General features: G+C 47.2%; 11 protein-coding genes and 1 tRNA gene. 4 read left to right on the forward strand and 8 right to left on the reverse strand.

Going from position 1 to position 16,998, the window contains the following annotated elements; translation table 11 throughout:
- The first annotated feature begins 10 nt into the window (after positions 1-10).
- Positions 11-487 (forward strand): lipocalin family protein, encoded by a 477-nt coding sequence (locus tag QZ331_RS00825; protein WP_294627131.1) that lies wholly within the window; start codon positions 11-13, stop codon positions 485-487.
- 237 nt (positions 488-724) lie between these two features.
- On the opposite strand, the gene QZ331_RS00830 is transcribed toward QZ331_RS00825, so the two are convergent.
- On the reverse strand, positions 725-1,735 hold the full coding sequence (locus tag QZ331_RS00830; protein ID WP_294627133.1) for a 2-oxoacid:ferredoxin oxidoreductase subunit beta: 1,011 nt from the start codon (positions 1,733-1,735) through the stop codon (positions 725-727).
- 3 nt (positions 1,736-1,738) lie between these two features.
- A complete protein-coding gene (locus tag QZ331_RS00835; RefSeq protein WP_294627135.1) occupies positions 1,739-3,589 on the reverse strand; it encodes a 2-oxoacid:acceptor oxidoreductase subunit alpha in 1,851 nt (616 codons plus the stop codon).
- Between the two features lie 204 nt (positions 3,590-3,793).
- Here QZ331_RS00835 and QZ331_RS00840 point away from each other — a divergent pair.
- Positions 3,794-3,865: transfer RNA gene (locus tag QZ331_RS00840), tRNA-Arg, on the forward strand.
- Between the two features lie 176 nt (positions 3,866-4,041).
- Here the strand turns inward: QZ331_RS00840 and secDF are convergent.
- The 5 genes from secDF to QZ331_RS00865 all read right to left on the reverse strand — a co-directional run bounded on the left by secDF (position 4,042) and on the right by QZ331_RS00865 (position 11,983).
- A complete protein-coding gene (gene secDF, locus QZ331_RS00845; RefSeq protein WP_294627137.1) occupies positions 4,042-7,053 on the reverse strand; it encodes a protein translocase subunit SecDF in 3,012 nt (1,003 codons plus the stop codon).
- A gap of 165 nt (positions 7,054-7,218) precedes the next feature.
- Positions 7,219-9,303, reverse strand: a complete 2,085-nt coding sequence (locus tag QZ331_RS00850) for a M3 family metallopeptidase (protein ID WP_294627251.1) — start codon at positions 9,301-9,303, stop codon at positions 7,219-7,221.
- A gap of 32 nt (positions 9,304-9,335) precedes the next feature.
- Complete coding sequence (locus QZ331_RS00855; RefSeq protein WP_294627139.1) at positions 9,336-10,421, reverse strand: endonuclease/exonuclease/phosphatase family protein; 1,086 nt, start codon at positions 10,419-10,421, stop codon at positions 9,336-9,338.
- 4 nt (positions 10,422-10,425) lie between these two features.
- Positions 10,426-11,328, reverse strand: a complete 903-nt coding sequence (locus QZ331_RS00860) for a rhomboid family intramembrane serine protease (RefSeq protein ID WP_294627141.1) — start codon at positions 11,326-11,328, stop codon at positions 10,426-10,428.
- Positions 11,309-11,983, reverse strand: coding sequence for a rhomboid family intramembrane serine protease (locus QZ331_RS00865; RefSeq protein ID WP_294627253.1), 675 nt, complete (start codon positions 11,981-11,983; stop codon positions 11,309-11,311). The genes QZ331_RS00860 and QZ331_RS00865 overlap by 20 nt, the downstream gene beginning before the upstream one ends.
- 221 nt (positions 11,984-12,204) lie before the next feature.
- On the opposite strand from QZ331_RS00865, the gene QZ331_RS00870 reads away from it, so the two are divergent.
- Positions 12,205-12,477 (forward strand): HU family DNA-binding protein, encoded by a 273-nt coding sequence (locus tag QZ331_RS00870; RefSeq protein WP_294627143.1) that lies wholly within the window; start codon positions 12,205-12,207, stop codon positions 12,475-12,477.
- 84 nt (positions 12,478-12,561) lie between these two features.
- On the forward strand, positions 12,562-14,379 hold the full coding sequence (gene argS / locus QZ331_RS00875; RefSeq protein ID WP_294627145.1) for an arginine--tRNA ligase: 1,818 nt from the start codon (positions 12,562-12,564) through the stop codon (positions 14,377-14,379).
- 70 nt (positions 14,380-14,449) lie between these two features.
- On the opposite strand, the gene topA is transcribed toward argS, so the two are convergent.
- Entirely contained in the window at positions 14,450-16,801 is a 2,352-nt protein-coding gene (gene topA, locus QZ331_RS00880; protein WP_294627146.1) for a type I DNA topoisomerase, read from the reverse strand.
- Positions 16,802-16,998: the final 197 nt, after the last annotated feature.

A 16,998-nucleotide genomic window follows, 5' to 3' on the forward strand; every position in this document is an offset into this window, starting at 1 on the left:
GAAATCCGACATGAAGAATATTTTCAAACTCATGGCTTTATTGGCTCTCCTGCTCTGCGGCTCGTCCTGCAACGACGACGATTCATCGGCTGCAGCCTGCCTGGAAGTCACTACCGCCAACCTGAACGGAGTGTGGCAACTTGCCGAATGGAACGGCGCTCCTTTGGCCGAAGACACCTATTGCTATATAAAGTTCAACCGCAAGGATCAGACATTCGAAATGTATCAGAAGTTCGACAGTATGTATGCCCGCTACATCACCGGCAGTTTCAGCATCCGCAAAGACCCGTACCTGGGTGCGGTCATCTCCGGCGTCTACGACTACGGAAACGGCGACTGGAACAGCGAATACATCGTCACCGACCTGTTGGAAAGCGGTTCGATGGTGTGGACTGCCACAGAGGACGAAGCCGACGTGAACAAGTATGTGCGTTGCGACAAAGTTCCCGATGAGATTGTGGAGGAGGCGAAGGCGGAGGAAGAGTAAGAAATAGGACCGATTTGCACGGCCTATATGCCCTGTTTCCAGCATCCATATATCTTGCCTCCAGCATCTATATGTCCAATGTCTACCATCTATATCTCCTGCACACACCATCTATATGCGCTGTAACACGCTGAATATGAAGCTGAAAATGCTTCGTATTGGCAGGTAGGAAAAGAAAGAGGGGCCGCTTCAGCACCGTGAAGCGACCCCTCTTCTTTTTTTATTGCAGGCTGTGAATTACTTCACCTCCCAGGTTTCGTTGGTCATCAGCAACTCTTGGAAATTATGATATTTCTTCTTGCCTTTGACCTCTTCGATTTGTTCGGCAACAGCCTCGTTGTAAGTCGGAGCATCCACATCGCGTATGACACCTAATGCAATCGGGAAGTCGGGACCTTCCATCAAGGCCAGTTTCAGTTGGAGCGTGTTGTCCTGGCAGTGGGCGTCGTGGATGAGGATATCTTTTTCGGTGATACCGTTCTCGCCGAGTTTCACCACCTTCAGCCCGAAACCTTCCTGCATCAGTCCGAACTCTTTGTTTTCACCAAACAGCATCGGTTTGCCATGCTCCAGGTAGATGGCGTTCTTGGCACGTCCTTCTTTGGTGGCAACGCTGGCGTGCGTTCCGTCGTTGAAGATGACACAGTTCTGGAGCACTTCTACCACGGAAGCACCCTTATGGTTGGCGGCTGCTTTCAATACCTCTACCGAAGCCGCACCGTCTACGGCAATACAGCGTGCGAAGAAACGTCCGCGTGCGCCGAAAGCCAGTTCGGCTGGGCGGAAGGGGTCTTCCACAGTGCCGTAAGGAGAAGACTTGGTGACCAGTCCGCGTGCCGAAGTCGGTGAGTATTGTCCTTTTGTCAGACCGTAGATACGGTTGTTCAGCAGAATCATATTCAGGTCGATATTGCGGCGCAATGCGTGAATGAAATGGTTACCGCCGATTGCCAGCCCGTCGCCGTCGCCGGAAATCTGCCAGATAGTCAAATTAGGGTTAGCTACTTTGGCGCCTGTTGCAATGGCGGCAGCGCGTCCGTGGATGGTATGGAAGCCATACGTATTGACATAGTAAGGCAGACGGGAAGAGCAGCCGATGCCCGAAATTACGGCAATGTCGTGCGGAGCCGTTCCCAGTTCGGCCATAGCTTTGTGCAGTGAATTCAGGAAAGCGTGGTCACCGCATCCCGGACACCAGCGCGGTTGTCCTGCTTTATAATCTTGTACGGTATATACTTTATCGCTCATCTCTTATTCCTCCAATAATTTAGTGAATGCATCTATCAATTCTCTCGTAACGAAGGGTTGCCCTTTCACCTGGTTGAACTGGCTGATGTTCAATCCGGGCACTTTCATGCGCAAGTAACCGGCAAATTGTCCCAAGTTCTGTTCGGCAACCACGATTTTCTTATATTTGCGCAGCACGTCGACAGTGTTCTTCGGCAGCGGGTTGATGTACTGGAAGTGAGCGAAAGCCACTTTCTTTCCATGTTCGCGCATATAGTCCATTGCCAGACGGAGATGTCCGTACGTACCGCCCCAGCCTACAATCAACAGGTCGGCGTCTGCATCGCCCAACACTTCGAGTTCGGGGATATAGTCTGCAATCTTGTCTACTTTGGCTTGACGGAGGCGAACCATCTTGTCGTGGTTTTCGGGTTCGGTAGAGATGGCGCCGGTTTCGTTGCTCTTTTCAAGACCGCCGATGCGGTGCATGAAGCCCTCTGTTCCCGGAGTTGCCCAATAACGTACGCCTGTCTCCTCATTACGCTGGTAGGGAGTCCAGTTCTCTGCCATATCCGGAGTCACATACGGAGGATTGATGGCTGGGTATTCGTTCAGGTCGGGAAGTCTCCATGCGGCAGAACCGTTGGCTACGAAGGCATCGGTCAGCAATACAACCGGGGTCATGTGTTCCAGCGCAATCTTGCACGCCATGTAGGCAGCGTCGAAACAGTTGGTTGGCGACGTTGCGGCTACGACAGGCATCGGGCTTTCGCCGTTGCGTCCGTAGAGGGCCTGCAACAAGTCGGTCTGTTCCGATTTGGTAGGCAGACCGGTAGACGGGCCGCCGCGCTGTACATTGACAATCACCAATGGAAGCTCGCCGATAACGGCAAGGTTCATCGCCTCACTCTTCAGGCAAACGCCGGGACCGGAAGTTGTTGTCACCGCCAGAGCACCGGCAAAGGCAGCACCGACAGCAGAAGCGCAACCTGCGATTTCGTCCTCGCATTGCACGGTTTTCACGCCTAATGATTTATGTTTCGCCAATTCGTGCAGAATGTCAGTAGCCGGAGTGATGGGATAAGAACCCAAGTAAAGTTCCAGGCCGGCCTTTTCGGCGGCAGCAATCAATCCGTAGGCAGTTGCCTTGTTGCCGTTGATGTCTGTGTAAAGCCCTTTTGATTTCGGAGCTTTGCTTTCAATCTTGTAAGTAGAGACGGAAGCGTGTGTGTTGGCGCCGTAGTTGAAACCGTCGTTCAACACCTTGATATTCGCTTCGGCTATTTCGGGCTTCTTGGCAAATTTATCGCGCAGCATCTTTTCTGCGGCTGCCAGGTTACGGTTGAACAACCAGCAAACCAGTCCGAGTGCAAACATATTCTTGCAACGGAGAATGGATTTGTTGTCCAGTCCCGAATCCTTCAGGCTCTCCTTGCACATGGAGGAGATAGGCACTTCGAGCACCTCCTGCTTCACGCCTAATTCTTCGAAAGGGTTGTCAGTCTTGAATTGTGCTTTTTCCAAATCTTTGGCTTGGAATGAGTCGGAGTCGGTGATGATAAGTCCCTGCGGCTTGCAGAATTTGATTTGTGTTTTCAGTGCGGAAGGATTCATCGCTACCAATACGTGGCAACGGTCTCCGGGGGTGTAAACCTGTCCGGCGCCGATGTGTACCTGAAAACCGGAAACACCGGTCAGCGAGCCTTGCGGGGCGCGGATATCTGCCGGATAGTCGGGGAATGTACAGATGTCATTTCCTACCGTAGCCGACACGTTCGAGAAGATGTTGCCGGCCAACTGCATACCGTCGCCGGAGTCGCCGGAGAAACGTACTACGACTTCCTCCAATTCTTTAACCATCATTTCGTCTGCCATAATTTTAATTACTATGTTTAATTTTTAAAAAACTGTTTTACTTTCAATTTGCGAACGCAAAGGTCGAAAAGTCAATTGAATTATCAAAATGAAACGATATTTATCGTTCTACCGATGCTTAATATTTGAGATGTAGGGAAGGAACCTGTATTTTATTCTTGTTAAATCGACAGAAACCGTTATCTTTGCAAGCAAATTTAAGACGGCCTTGTAGTTCAACGGATAGAATAGAAGTTTCCTAAACTTTAGATAGGGGTTCGATTCCCCTCGAGGCTACTATCAAGAAGAATCTATGGGAAGTTGTGTTGTAGGCTTTCATACTATGTATCAAGTTTAAAGTTTTACATCGGCTTCTTTCAAGATTAACGTCTTATAGCTTCTATTTGGTTTAATAATCAATAGAAAAGCCTCTTCCGAATATCCGGAAGAGGCTTTTCTATTGGGGGAGTTTATTACTCTTCCGTAGCCGTGCCTGCGGCTTTTTTGTTCTTCATCATGTTGTATGCAATCGGAGATGCGATGAACAGTGAAGACAATGTACCGATAACCACACCGAGAATCATGGCGAATGCAAAGCTGCGGATTGAATCACCACCGAGGATGAAGATACACAGCAATACGATTAATGTACTCAGCGATGTATTGATGGTACGAGCCAGTGTCGTGTTCAGAGAGTCGTTGAACAACACGCGCTTGTCACGTTTCGGATACAGACCGAAGAACTCACGTACACGGTCGAAGATTACCACCTTGTCATTGATAGAGTAACCGATAGCCGTCAGGATGGCACCGATGAATGTCTGGTCGATTTCCAAAGAGAACGGCAGGATACCCCAGAACAGTGAGTAAGCACCGATAATCATAACAGTGTCGCTTGTCAGAGCTACGATAGAACCTACACTGTAAGCGATGTTGCGGAAACGGATTAAGATGTATAAGCCGATTGCAATCAAGGCCAATACTACGGAGTAGATAGCACCTGTCTTGATATCGTCTGCGATACTCGGACCTACTTTCTGCGAACTTACGATACTACCGCCTGTGTGATTGTCGCGGTCGATGAAAGTTTCCAGTGTGATGTTCTGAGTCAGTACCGGTTTCAGTGTTTCGTACAGATATGCTTCGATTTCGGAGTCTACATTGTTACCTGCATCTTCGATACGGTAATTCGTACTGATACGTACGGTTTTCTTGTCAGTACCGATAGCGATAACGCTTACGTTGGCGTCACCGAACTTGCTGGCAATGAGTCCGCGTACCTGTTCCGGTTCAACCGGGTTTTCAAACTGTACCTTGAAGTTGCGTCCGCCAGTGAAGTCGATGCTCTGGCTCAAACCACGGATGGCAAACGAACCGATACAAATCACAATAATGGCACTGACGATAATCATGGATTTCTTATTGGTTCCCATGAAGTCAAAATGCGTATTGGCCATCAGGTTCTTTGAAAGATTGGTTGTAAATGTCAGGTTCAGCCACTTGTCTTTGTTCATGAAGTGTTCGTAAACCAAACGAGTCATGAATACGGCAGTAAAGAAGGATACGAGGATACCGATAATCAATGTCGTAGCAAAACCGCGAATCGGGCCTGTACCGAAGTTGAACAGGATGATACCTGTGATGATAGACGTCAAGTTAGAGTCGAAGATAGCCGAGAATGCATTGGAATAACCGTCGGCAAGTGCTTTCTTCACTCCCTTGCCTGCACGAAGCTCTTCTTTCGTACGTTCATAGATAAGTACATTCGCATCCACTGCCATACCTAATGACAATACCATACCGGCAATACCGGACATAGTCAGTGCAGCCTGGAAGGATGAAAGGATACCCAACGTGAAGAAGAAGTTGAGAATCAATGCGCTGTTGGCAACCATACCCGGGATGAAACCGTACATGGAGCACATATAAATCATCAGCAGAATCAAAGCCACAACGAACGAGAAGATACCCGCGTTGATTGATTCCTGACCCAATGACGGACCAACAATATCTTCCTGTACGATGTGAGCCGGAGCCGGCATCTTACCCGATTTCAATACGTTAGCCAAGTCCTTTGCCTGTTCCGGCGTAAAGTGGCCTGTAATCTGCGAACGTCCGCCTGTGATTTCAGAGTTTACGTTCGGTGCGGAATATACATAGTTATCAAGAACGATAGCAATGGAACGACCGATGTTCTGTTTGGTCAACTGAGCCCAGCGACGTGCACCGTCGGAGTTCATTGCCATGCTTACGGCCGGTTTGCTGTATTGGTCGAATTCGTCTTTAGCATCTGTCACTACGTCGCCTTCCAACGGAGCTTTGCCGTTACGTTCGGTAGATTTGATGGCGTACAATTCGAAAGTCTGGCCTTTCTTGTCGAACTCGGAAGGAGAAACGCCCCATTTCAGACGAAGGTCTTTCGGAAGTTCTGCCTTGATTTCGGGCATAGCCAAGTACTTGTTGATGTCGGCAGTGTCTTTGTAGTTGGCATAGCCGATAATAGGACCTTGACCGGTAGAGTTCAACTGAAGGACAGACAGCAAAGGATATTGCTTTTTGATTTCTTCCATATTCACGGCAGACTTGTCTTCGGCTGTGGCGTCACCTTTCAGTGCGGCGGCAAGGCTGTCGGCAGCACTTACGGTTTTTTCAACCGGAGTAGCTTCGGTGAGGAGTGCAGCTTCGATGGTATCTCCGTCGGCAGTTGTTTCCTCAGCCAATATCGTGCGCAGTTTAGCGTCTGCCGACTGCATGGCGGGAAGCACTTCTCTTGCAGTGTAAGTTTCCCAGAATTCGAGGTTGGCAGAACCCTGGAGCAGTTTTCTCACACGTTCGGGTTCTTTGATACCCGGAAGTTCCACCATGATACGTCCCATTTTGTCTTCCAGGCTTTGGATGTTCGGTTGAACGACACCAAAACGGTCGATACGGGTACGAAGTACGTTGAATGAGTTTTCAACAGCAGCCTTCACTTCTGCTCTCAATACTTTTTCAACTTCTGCATCCGATGATTTCTGATTAACTTTGTCTTTCAACTGTTGTGTTGCGAAGAGTTCGGAAAGTTTTGCGTCCGGAGCAACTTTGTGATATTCTCTGACAAACAGGGTGATGACATCATCCTGACTGTTGATGGCTTGTTTGGCGGCTGTTGCCAATGCGTTGTTGAAAGCTTCGTCCGGTTTGTTGTCAGCCAATGCCTTGATGACATCGGGTACGGAAACTTCAAGGATGACGTTCATACCACCTTTCAGGTCCAAACCTAAACTAATCTCCATTTCACGACAATCTTTCAGCGTCCAGTTACCCAGCCATACTTTCTCGTTAGAGAGAGAGTCGAGGTAGTCCTGTTCTACTTTCGTGTCGCCGTTCGCAATTTCTTTCGCCTTGTTTGTATAGTGGCGTGTTACGAAGGAGAAGGAGAGGTAGAACACGCATACCAGCGTGAGTAATACCGCAAAAACCTTTACAAATCCTTTGTTTTGCATTTTACTTTTAATTTATGATGATTACTTTTTTAATTTAATTTTCAGTTAAATTCTGTCGTACACAACTCTTTTTTGCCGCATACAAGGCTGCAAATATAGTTTTTTTTTCACATTTCTATGTAAGAAGCCCTCAAATATTTGATGTTTAAGGGCTTTTTTGCCGAATTATTTCATTCCTCTGTTTTTCAGCAGCGCTTCCAGACTTGGCTCTGCTCCACGGAAATTTTTGTAGAGCACCATCGGGGCTTCGCTGTCTCCCTTTTCCAATACGTTGTAGCGGAACAGGTCGGCGGTATTTTTATCAAATATTCCGTGTTCCTTAAAGGCTTCAAAGGCATCGTTGTCCAGCACATTTGCCCACAGGTAGCTGTAGTATCCGGCAGCATATCCGCCGATGATATGGTTAAAATAAGTGACACGGTAACGGGGAGCAATTTCGGGGATAAGGCCAAGTTTGTCCATAGCTTCCTTCTCGAAAGAAAGCATATCTATGTTCTTTGCATCTGTTACCACGTGCAGGTTCATGTCGAGAATGGCGGCAGCCAACAGTTCGGTAGTTATGAAACCCTGGTTGAAAGTCTTTTGTTTCAGTATCTTTTCAATGATTTCATCGGGGATGGTTTCGCTTGTGCGGTAATGTTTGGCATACATTTTCAGTACTTCTGGTTCGGTAGCCCAATGCTCGTTGATTTGGGAAGGAAGTTCTACAAAGTCGCGCACTACGTTCGTACCGGATGTTCCTTTATATTCGCATTTTGTCAGCAGCCCATGCAGGCCATGACCGAATTCGTGAAACAATGTCTCTACTTCATCCATTGTCAGCAAGGAAGGAGTGTCGCCTATCGGTTTGGTAAAGCTGCAAACGTTGCATACCAGCGGGCGGACAGTACCCTGTTGTTCGCGGTAGTTGCTCATCCATGCGCCGCCGCTTTTGCCGGCACGCGGGAAGTAGTCTACATAGAAGATTCCGAGTTGTGAGCCGTCAGTGTCTTTTACTTCAAAGACTTCTACATCAGGATGATAGGTCGGGATACCTTCGAGTTTGGTCAGGGTAATGCCATACAGTTTGTTGGCTACGGCAAATGCGCCTTCGCGCACGTTCTCTAATTTGAAGTAGGGCTTTGTATCTTCTTCGGAGAGATTGTATTTCTCTTTCCGCAGTTTCTCGGTGTAATACCACCAGTCCCATGCTTCCAGCTTTTCTCCTTTGCCTTCTTTATCCATCAGTTTTTGAAGTTCCGCCGCTTCCGCTTTCGCTTTCGGCAGTGCATAGCTCCAGAGGTTGTTCAGAAGCTCCATTACGTTGGTGGCGTTCTTTGCCATTGTTTCGTCAAGGACGAAGTTGGCATAGCAGTCGAAACCTAATAAATTCGCCTTTTCCAAACGGAGAGAAACGATTTTGCGGATATTCTCTTTGTTGTCGTTTTCATTGTTGTTGTTACCCCGGTTGATGTAGGCTTTGTATATCTGCTCGCGGAGCGGACGGTTTTCCGAATATTGCAGGAGCGGCAGACGGCTGGCGTTGTGTAGGGTAAACAGCCATTTGCCCGGTTGTCCGGCTGCTTTTGCTTCTTCGGCGGCGCTTTGGCGGAACCATTCGGGCAGTCCGGCCAACTCTTCCTCGTTATCGACGAAAAGTTGGAAAGCGTTATTCTCGTTCAGCACATTGTTGCTGAAAGTGAGGCCGAGGGTGGAAAGTTTCTTGTTGATTTCACGGAGACGGGCTTGCTTCTCTGCGCTGAGATTGGCTCCCGAGCGTACAAAGCTCTTATAGGTTTTGTCTAACAGCCGTTTCTGTTCCGTTGTCAGGTTCAGTGAGTCCTTCTGCAAATACACATCGTTTACACGCTTGAAAAGTCTCTCATTCAGAGAGATATTATCATCGTGTTCCGAAAGAAGCGGAGCCATCTTTATGGAAAGTTCGGTAAGGGCATCGGTTGTTTCGGCATCTGTCATATTGAAGAAAACGGCACTTACGCGGTCGAGGATAGGCGCACTGTTGTCCAGAGCAACAATCGTATTCTCGAAAGTCGGGATTTCCTGATTTTCGATGATGGCTTCTATGTTCTGGTTCTGTTGTTCGATACCTTTCAGGAAGGCAGGTTCGTAGTGTTCCAACTTAATCTTGTCGAAAGGCGGGACACCATACTCGGTTTCAAATTCTGTAAAGAAAGGGTTGTTTTCTGTTTTCGTAGTACAGGAGTACATCATGCAACTTACTGCTAAAATGGTTAGTGTTCTTTTAATCATCATAAGTGTTTTTATATTAGGATTTACTGAGCTTATCGTTTGCTGATATAGCACCAGATGGGATAATGGTCGGAAGCCTTGATAGATTGGTCTACGGTACAATTATAAGCTTTCAGATTCGGGCTTATCAGAATATTGTCGATTCGGAAATAAAACTTGTTCCGGTTGTAGGAAATTCCCAGTCCTTTGCCCGACTGAGTAAATGCATCGTCTAATTTTTGGGTAAGGATACGATGCGTATAAGAGATGGAACCGTCGTTGAAGTCACCACACGCAATGATGGTCGGATATTTACTTTCCGCGATGTATCGGGCTACAGAATCAGTCTGCGATGCGCGTATGACCGATGCTTCCGCCAGTTTTCTGACCAGTTGCCGAAGTCCGGTTTTTACTTTCTTCGCATTCGGGTCTTTTATCATGTCTTCGTAGATTCCTCTGTCTTCTTTGGTGAGCTTGTTGGACTCCAGATGGTTGTTGATTAATGCAATCGTGTCGTTGTGCACCTTCAGTACATAGCTCATAGAACCGTTATTATTGCTTTCATACTTGATGGGACGTGCCGAAAGTATGGGGAATTTGGAGAAACAGGCAAGTTGTACGTCTCCTTTTCCTTGCTGGCGGACAGAGTGATAAGGATAGGCTTTCAGTGCTTTTTTCACATCCTGCTCCGTCAGAAATTTCTTGTTGGCGGCCGTATTATATTCTTGCAGGCAGATGATATCGGCTTTGCTGTTTGCCAGATACGAAAGAATGGGATTCTTTCCGTCTTTCTTTTCCAAGTTGTTAAAGCTCATTACGTTGTACGACAGCAGTTTGATGCTTTCTTCAGGAATGTCCTTTGTGGTGGAATTGAAAGGGATATACGTCCGTATTTGCGGAATACAAATCAGGAAACCGATAAGGGACAATAGCGCATAGCGGTAATTGACAATTATCCAAAAAATCAGAAACAGGAGATTGATTGTCAGAAATATCGGAAATGCAAGCCCGAGACAGGAAGCAAACGGGCTTACTTTGGGGCTGAGATGGGGGCTATATGCGCATAATATCAACGTACCCACAAAGAAAGCGTTGATAGCCAATATCAGAAAAGCGACAATTTTGCCAATATGTTTCATTCTCTCATCTTTTGCTTGCATCAAACAAGCTTTTCTTTTCTTCTGTGGTCAGACTGTTATAACCGGATTTTTTCAGTTTGTCCAAGATGCGGTCTACTTCGTCCGACTGTGCTTTTTTGCGGGCATTGTAGTCGTAATCCTTTTCGCGGTCGGTGTTGTTGCTGTAGTGCACTTTCATTTTGGGTTTGCGTTTCCATGCATTCTTTTGAAACAGTGACGCTACCCCATCCAGCATCCGGTTAATCCAAGACGTCAGGTCAACACCTTTGTTTAAATTGGCGGCAAACCAAAGTCCGGCAAGGGCACCGCCTAAATGGGCGATATGTCCTCCTCCGTTGCTTGAAGTAATGGATATTACATCCATACCGACAACGATTAATGCCAAATATTTAAGACGTACGGCACCGAAAAGAAAGAGTTGCACCCGATAGTTGGGTTCACGATAGGCCGTGGCCGCTACAATAGCCAGCACCGAGGCCGATGCTCCCACCAATGTAGAGCCTGCCACCTGCGGAGTAAACAGGGGAAATACATTGTAGGCTACCATATATAATAATCCGCCGCAGATACCGCCCAACACATACAGCCCTCTCAGATGCTTTGCCGAGAAGAAATAGAGAAACAGGCTTCCAAACCAGTAGAGCCAAAGCATATTGAACAGGATATGCAGGGTGCCGGCGTGCATAAACATATAGGTGAGCAGTGACCAGGGCTGGCGGATGAAAGCCATGAAAGAGGCCGGCAGGGCAAATATGCTGAATACGTCCGGTGCGCCGAGTGCAAACAGTTGCAGGAAAACGTGAATCAACATACCGATAACAAAAATACCGACGTTGATGTAAATCAGTTGGATAAAAATAGTTCCTCTTCTGAATGTCTCTTTTAAATCAGTTATAATATGTTTCATTGTCATTGCTTTTTTTTCTCCAAGATAAAATCAGAATCAGCCCGAACAGCATTCCTCCTAAGTGGGCGAAGTGAGCGACATTATCGCCGGGGTTATTGGCTATTCCCGACCACAGTTCGATTGCAGCATATCCGACCACAAAGAATTTCGCCTTGATGGGGAAGGGGAGTGGAAAGACAAACATCCGATGGTCGGGAAACAGCATACCGAAAGCCAGCAAAATGGCGTAAACGGCTCCCGAAGCTCCCATCGTTGTCATCAGATTCAGGTATTCTTCCATAGGGATGATGCCGGTACCTATATTCACCTGCGTGTAATGGCTGAGTTCGGTGACGTACCATACGTACTGTACACCTTCCTGTATGATTCCCGCACCGATACCGCAAAGGATATAGTAAAACAGGAAACGCCTGGGGCCCCAGGTTTGTTCGAGAATTGTTCCGAACATGAAAACGGCAAACATATTAAAGAAAATGTGGGAGAATCCGCCGTGCATGAACATATAGGTGATAAGCTGCGCCGGATTGAAATCGCTTGCAAGGAAAAAATGCAATCCTAAATAATTCGTTAAGTCTATACCGTATCGTTGGGCGACGAATGTACCGAAAAACATCAGTACATTGATAATTATCAAGTTTTTAGTTACAGTTGGCATCATTTTTAGTTTTCAATATTTTAGATAATAGTTGCAAAAGTACGAATAAATTCTGTTTTAAAGCATGAAAATGATTTCCTATTAGCTCTTTTTCAATAATTTGCTGCGTTTTTTTCATGTTTTTATTTGGTATGTGGTTTTGTTCGGCTATATTTGTGAAATCAATCCCCTGAAGGATAATCTTTTGTTTAACATATATATTAATTAATCATTTACGTATTATGAATAAGTCTGAACTTATCAGTGCAATGGCTGCCGAATCTCAAATGAGCAAAGCCGATGCAAAAAAAGCACTTGAGGCTTTTATCTCTTCAGTTACTAATGCTATGAAGGCCGGTGAAAAAATATCCCTCGTTGGTTTTGGTACTTTTTTTGTACATGAAAGAGCAGAAAGAATTGGCATTAACCCTGCTACAAAGACCTCTATCACTATCCCTGCGAAGAAGGTAGTCAAGTTTAAAGTCGGTACAGAATTGTCGGCGGCTGTTGAATAAGATACATCGTTGAAAGAATTTGGAAGAAGGAGACGCGACACGTCTCCTTTTTTTGTATCTTTGCGCGCAAGAAACAACTTGATTATGAAGATAGAAGATAAACTTGTAGCGTCCGTCATTGGCGGACTAAAGGCACTCTACGGTCAGGAAGTCCCTGAAAAGATGGTGCAGATTCAAAAAACCAAAAAAGAATTTGAAGGACATCTGACGCTGGTCGTGTTCCCTTTTTTGAAAATGTCGAAAAAAGGACCGGAGCAGACAGCGCAGGAAATCGGCGAATATCTGAAGGCCAACGAACCGTCAGTGGCCGCCTTTAACGTGATAAAAGGGTTTCTGAACCTGACTATCGCACCGGCCACCTGGATTCAACTGCTGAATGAGATACAGGCTGACGAACAATACGGGCTGGTACAGGCTACCGAAACTTCGCCGTTGGTAATGATTGAATATTCTTCTCCGAATACGAACAAACCGCTTCACTTGGGACACGTGCGCAACAATCTTTTGGGTAATGCATTGGCCAACATCGTGGCAGCAAACGGAAACAAGGTAGTAAAGACAAACATCGTCAACGACCGTGGTATCCATATCTGCAAATCCATGTTAGCCTGGAAGAAATACGGCAACGGCGAAACTCCCGAGTCGTCAGGCAAGAAAGGCGATCATCTGGTAGGTGACTATTACGTATCTTTCGACAAGCATTATAAAGCGGAAGTGAAGGAACTGACGGCGAAATATACGGCACAGGGAATGAACGAAGAAGAGGCGAAGGCGAAAGCGGAAGCCGACTCACCGTTGATGCAGGAAGCCCGTGAGATGCTCGTGAAGTGGGAAGCCGGTGACGCGGAAGTGCGCGGCTTGTGGGAAATGATGAACAACTGGGTATATGCCGGTTTCGACGAAACCTATCAGAAAATGGGTGTCGGCTTCGACAAGATATATTATGAGTCCAACACCTACCTCGAAGGAAAAGAAAAGGTGATGGAAGGGCTCGAAAAAGGATTCTTTTTCAAAAAGGAAGACGGTTCCGTTTGGGCAGACCTCAGGGCCGAAGGCTTGGACCATAAACTGCTTCTTCGTGGCGACGGTACATCGGTCTACATGACGCAGGACATCGGTACGGCAAAACTCCGCTTTGCCGATTACCCCATCGACAAGATGATTTATGTAGTAGGCAATGAGCAGAACTATCACTTTCAGGTACTTTCCATCCTGCTCGACAAACTCGGTTTCGAGTGGGGCAAGAGCCTGGTTCACTTCTCGTACGGAATGGTGGAACTGCCGGAAGGCAAGATGAAGTCGCGCGAAGGCACGGTGGTAGATGCCGACGACCTGATGGAAGAAATGATTGCCACTGCCAAAGAAACTTCGCACGAGCTTGGCAAATTAGACGGACTCACACAGGAAGAGGCGGACGACATTGCACGCATCGTAGGCTTGGGAGCTTTGAAATATTTCATCCTCAAAGTGGACGCCCGTAAGAACATGACGTTCAACCCGAAAGAGTCCATCGACTTCAACGGAAACACAGGACCGTTCATCCAATATACCTACGCCCGTATCCAGTCCGTACTCCGCAAGGCTGCCGAATCGGGAATTGTGATACCCGAACAGATTCCTGCCGGTATCGAATTGAGTGAAAAAGAAGAAGGGTTGATTCAGATGATTGCCGACTTTGCCGCTATTGTCAAGCAGGCAGGAGAGGATTATAGCCCGTCCATCATCGCCAATTACACCTATGACCTGGTGAAAGAATACAATCAGTTCTACCACGACTTCAGTATTTTGCGCGAAGAGAACGAAGCGGTGAAAGTGTTCCGTGTCGCTCTGTCGGCAAATGTAGCCAAAGTAGTTCGTTTGGGTATGGGTCTGTTGGGCATCGAAGTTCCTTCACGAATGTAAGAACAATCGGATATTTATCTGAAAAAAAAATCAGGGTGTCGGTCTCATATTGACCGACACCCTGATTTTTTTATTTCTTCTTCGCCGTCCGTTTTCCTCGTTTGGCAGAAGATGTTTCTCCTTTTTCGTCCTGTATTCTGACCAACTCCAAACAATTGGTTAAACTCAAGTCCTGCGGAATGATGTCCTTCGGAATTTTGTAGTTGTTACCTTTGTAAGCAATGTACGGTCCGTAGCGACCGTTCAGAATCTCCAATTCCGGTTCTTCCTCGAACTGCTTGATGTGGCGTTCGGCTTCTTTGGCACGTTTCTCCAATATCAACTGTTCAGCCTCTTCCAGCGTGATTGTCATCGGGTCCATTGTCTTTGGCAGCGATACATACACCTTGTTGTGGAGAACATAAGGACCGAAACGGCCGACGCCTACACTGACTGTCTTGCCTTCATACTCGCCCAATGTGCGGGGGAGCTTGAACAGTTCCAGTACTTCTTCTAAGGTGATGGTCTCTATAGACTGTCCTTTCTTCAGTTGGGCAAATCGCGGTTTTTCCTCATCGTCTACCGTACCGATTTGCGCCATCGGGCCGAAGCGGCCGATTTTCACCGAAACAGGTTTACCGCTTTCCGGGTCTTCTCCCAAGATGCGTTCGCCTACCTTATGCTCTGTTTTGATAGCCAATGTGTTTTCTACCGACGGATGGAACTTGTCGTAGAATGTTTTCATGATGGAAGTCCATTGCACTTCGCCTTCCGCAATCTCGTCGAAATCTTTTTCCACACTTGCCGTAAAGTTGTAGTCCAAAATGTCCGGGAAGTATTCGGTCAGGAAGTCGTTTACCACTATACCCGTATCCGTAGGGAACAGCTTGGACTTTTCGGCACCGGTGATTTCGGAATTGTTTTCGTCCTTAATCTGATTGTCTTTCAGGGTCATCACATTAAAGGTACGTTCTTCTCCGTCTTTATTTCCCTTTTCTACATATTCGCGCTGTTGGATGGTCGAAATGGTAGGTGCATACGTAGACGGACGTCCGATGCCTAACTCCTCCAACTTGCGTACCAGGCTGGCTTCCGTATAGCGTGGCGGACGCTGGGTGAAACGTTCGGTGGCAATGATAGGGCCATGTTTCAACGGCTGGCCTTTCTTCAAAGGTGGCAACAGGCGGCTTTCGTCTTCCTGTTCGCCGTCATCGTCGTATGATTCGCGGTAGACGCGTAAGAAGCCGTCGAACTTGATTACTTCGCCGACAGCAGTAAACACTTCTTTGCTGCCGCTGATAGCGATGGTAGCGGTGGTCTTTTCCAGTTCTGCATCTGACATTTGCGAAGCGATGGTACGTTTCCAAATCAGGTCGTACAGTTTCTTTTCCTGCGGCGAGCCTTCTATGGTCTGGTTTTCCATATACGTCGGACGGATGGCCTCGTGCGCTTCCTGTGCGCCTTTGGTCTTTGTCTCAAAGTGGCGCGGATGCACATAGCGGTCGCCCATCATTTTGACGATGGCGTCTTTGCTGCCCGTTGTTGCATATTCCGACAGGTTGACGGAGTCCGTACGCATATAAGTGATAAATCCCGATTCGTACAGACGTTGTGCAAGCATCATGGTCTGTGCCACGGTATATCCCAATTTGCGGGCGGCTTCCTGTTGCAACGTAGAAGTGGTGAACGGTGCGGGCGGCGTTTTCTTTATCGGCCGGGTGGTAATATCTTCGATGGCAAAGTCGGCTCCCTGGCAAGTTTCGAGGAAAGCCTTTGCCTCTTTTTTGGTTTTGATACGGCGCACCAGTTCGGCTTTCATTTCCACCGGCTTTCCGTCGGTGTCGGGCACCAGGAAAACGGCGACCACCCGATAGGCTGCTTCCGATTTGAAAGCGTGGATTTCGCGCTCGCGCTCTACAATCAGGCGGACGGCAACCGACTGTACGCGTCCTGCCGAGAGTGCCGGTTTCACCTTTCTCCACAGCACGGGCGACAGTTCGAAGCCCACGATGCGGTCGAGGATGCGCCGTGCCTGTTGCGCGTTCACGAGGTTGATGTCAATATCACGTGGCCGTTCGATGGCTTTCAAGATTGCGCTCTTCGTAATTTCATGGAATACGATTCGTTTTGTGTTTTCCGGTTTCAGTTTTAAGACCTCATACAGATGCCAGGCGATAGCTTCTCCCTCGCGGTCTTCATCGGATGCGAGCCATACGGTTTCTGCCTCTTTCGCTTCTGCTTTCAGGGTACTGACCAAAGCCTTTTTGTCTGCCGGAATTTCGTAGTTGGGTTTGAAATTCTTCTCTATGTCGATGCTGAAATCTCTCTTTTTCAGATCGCGTATATGTCCGTAACTTGAAAGGACTTTGAAATCTTTCCCAAGAAACTTTTCAATCGTTTTTGCTTTTGCCGGAGACTCGACAATGACAAGGTTTTTCTGCATAATACTTTCTTTTATAATGGCTTGTACCACAATATTCGGCGACAAAAGTAGAAAAAAAGATTTTCCTTACCTTATATTATAAGGAGATTCTAATGTTTTTTTGGAAAAAACAGGTTTTGAGCACTCTGCATTTCGTTTGTATGTGCAACGAATTAGGAGAGAAATCTCCTGCTGCCGGGGTGAATTTAATATAAAAC

The organism is uncultured Bacteroides sp. (genome assembly GCF_910586915.1).
GTDB lineage: Bacteria > Bacteroidota > Bacteroidia > Bacteroidales > Bacteroidaceae > Bacteroides.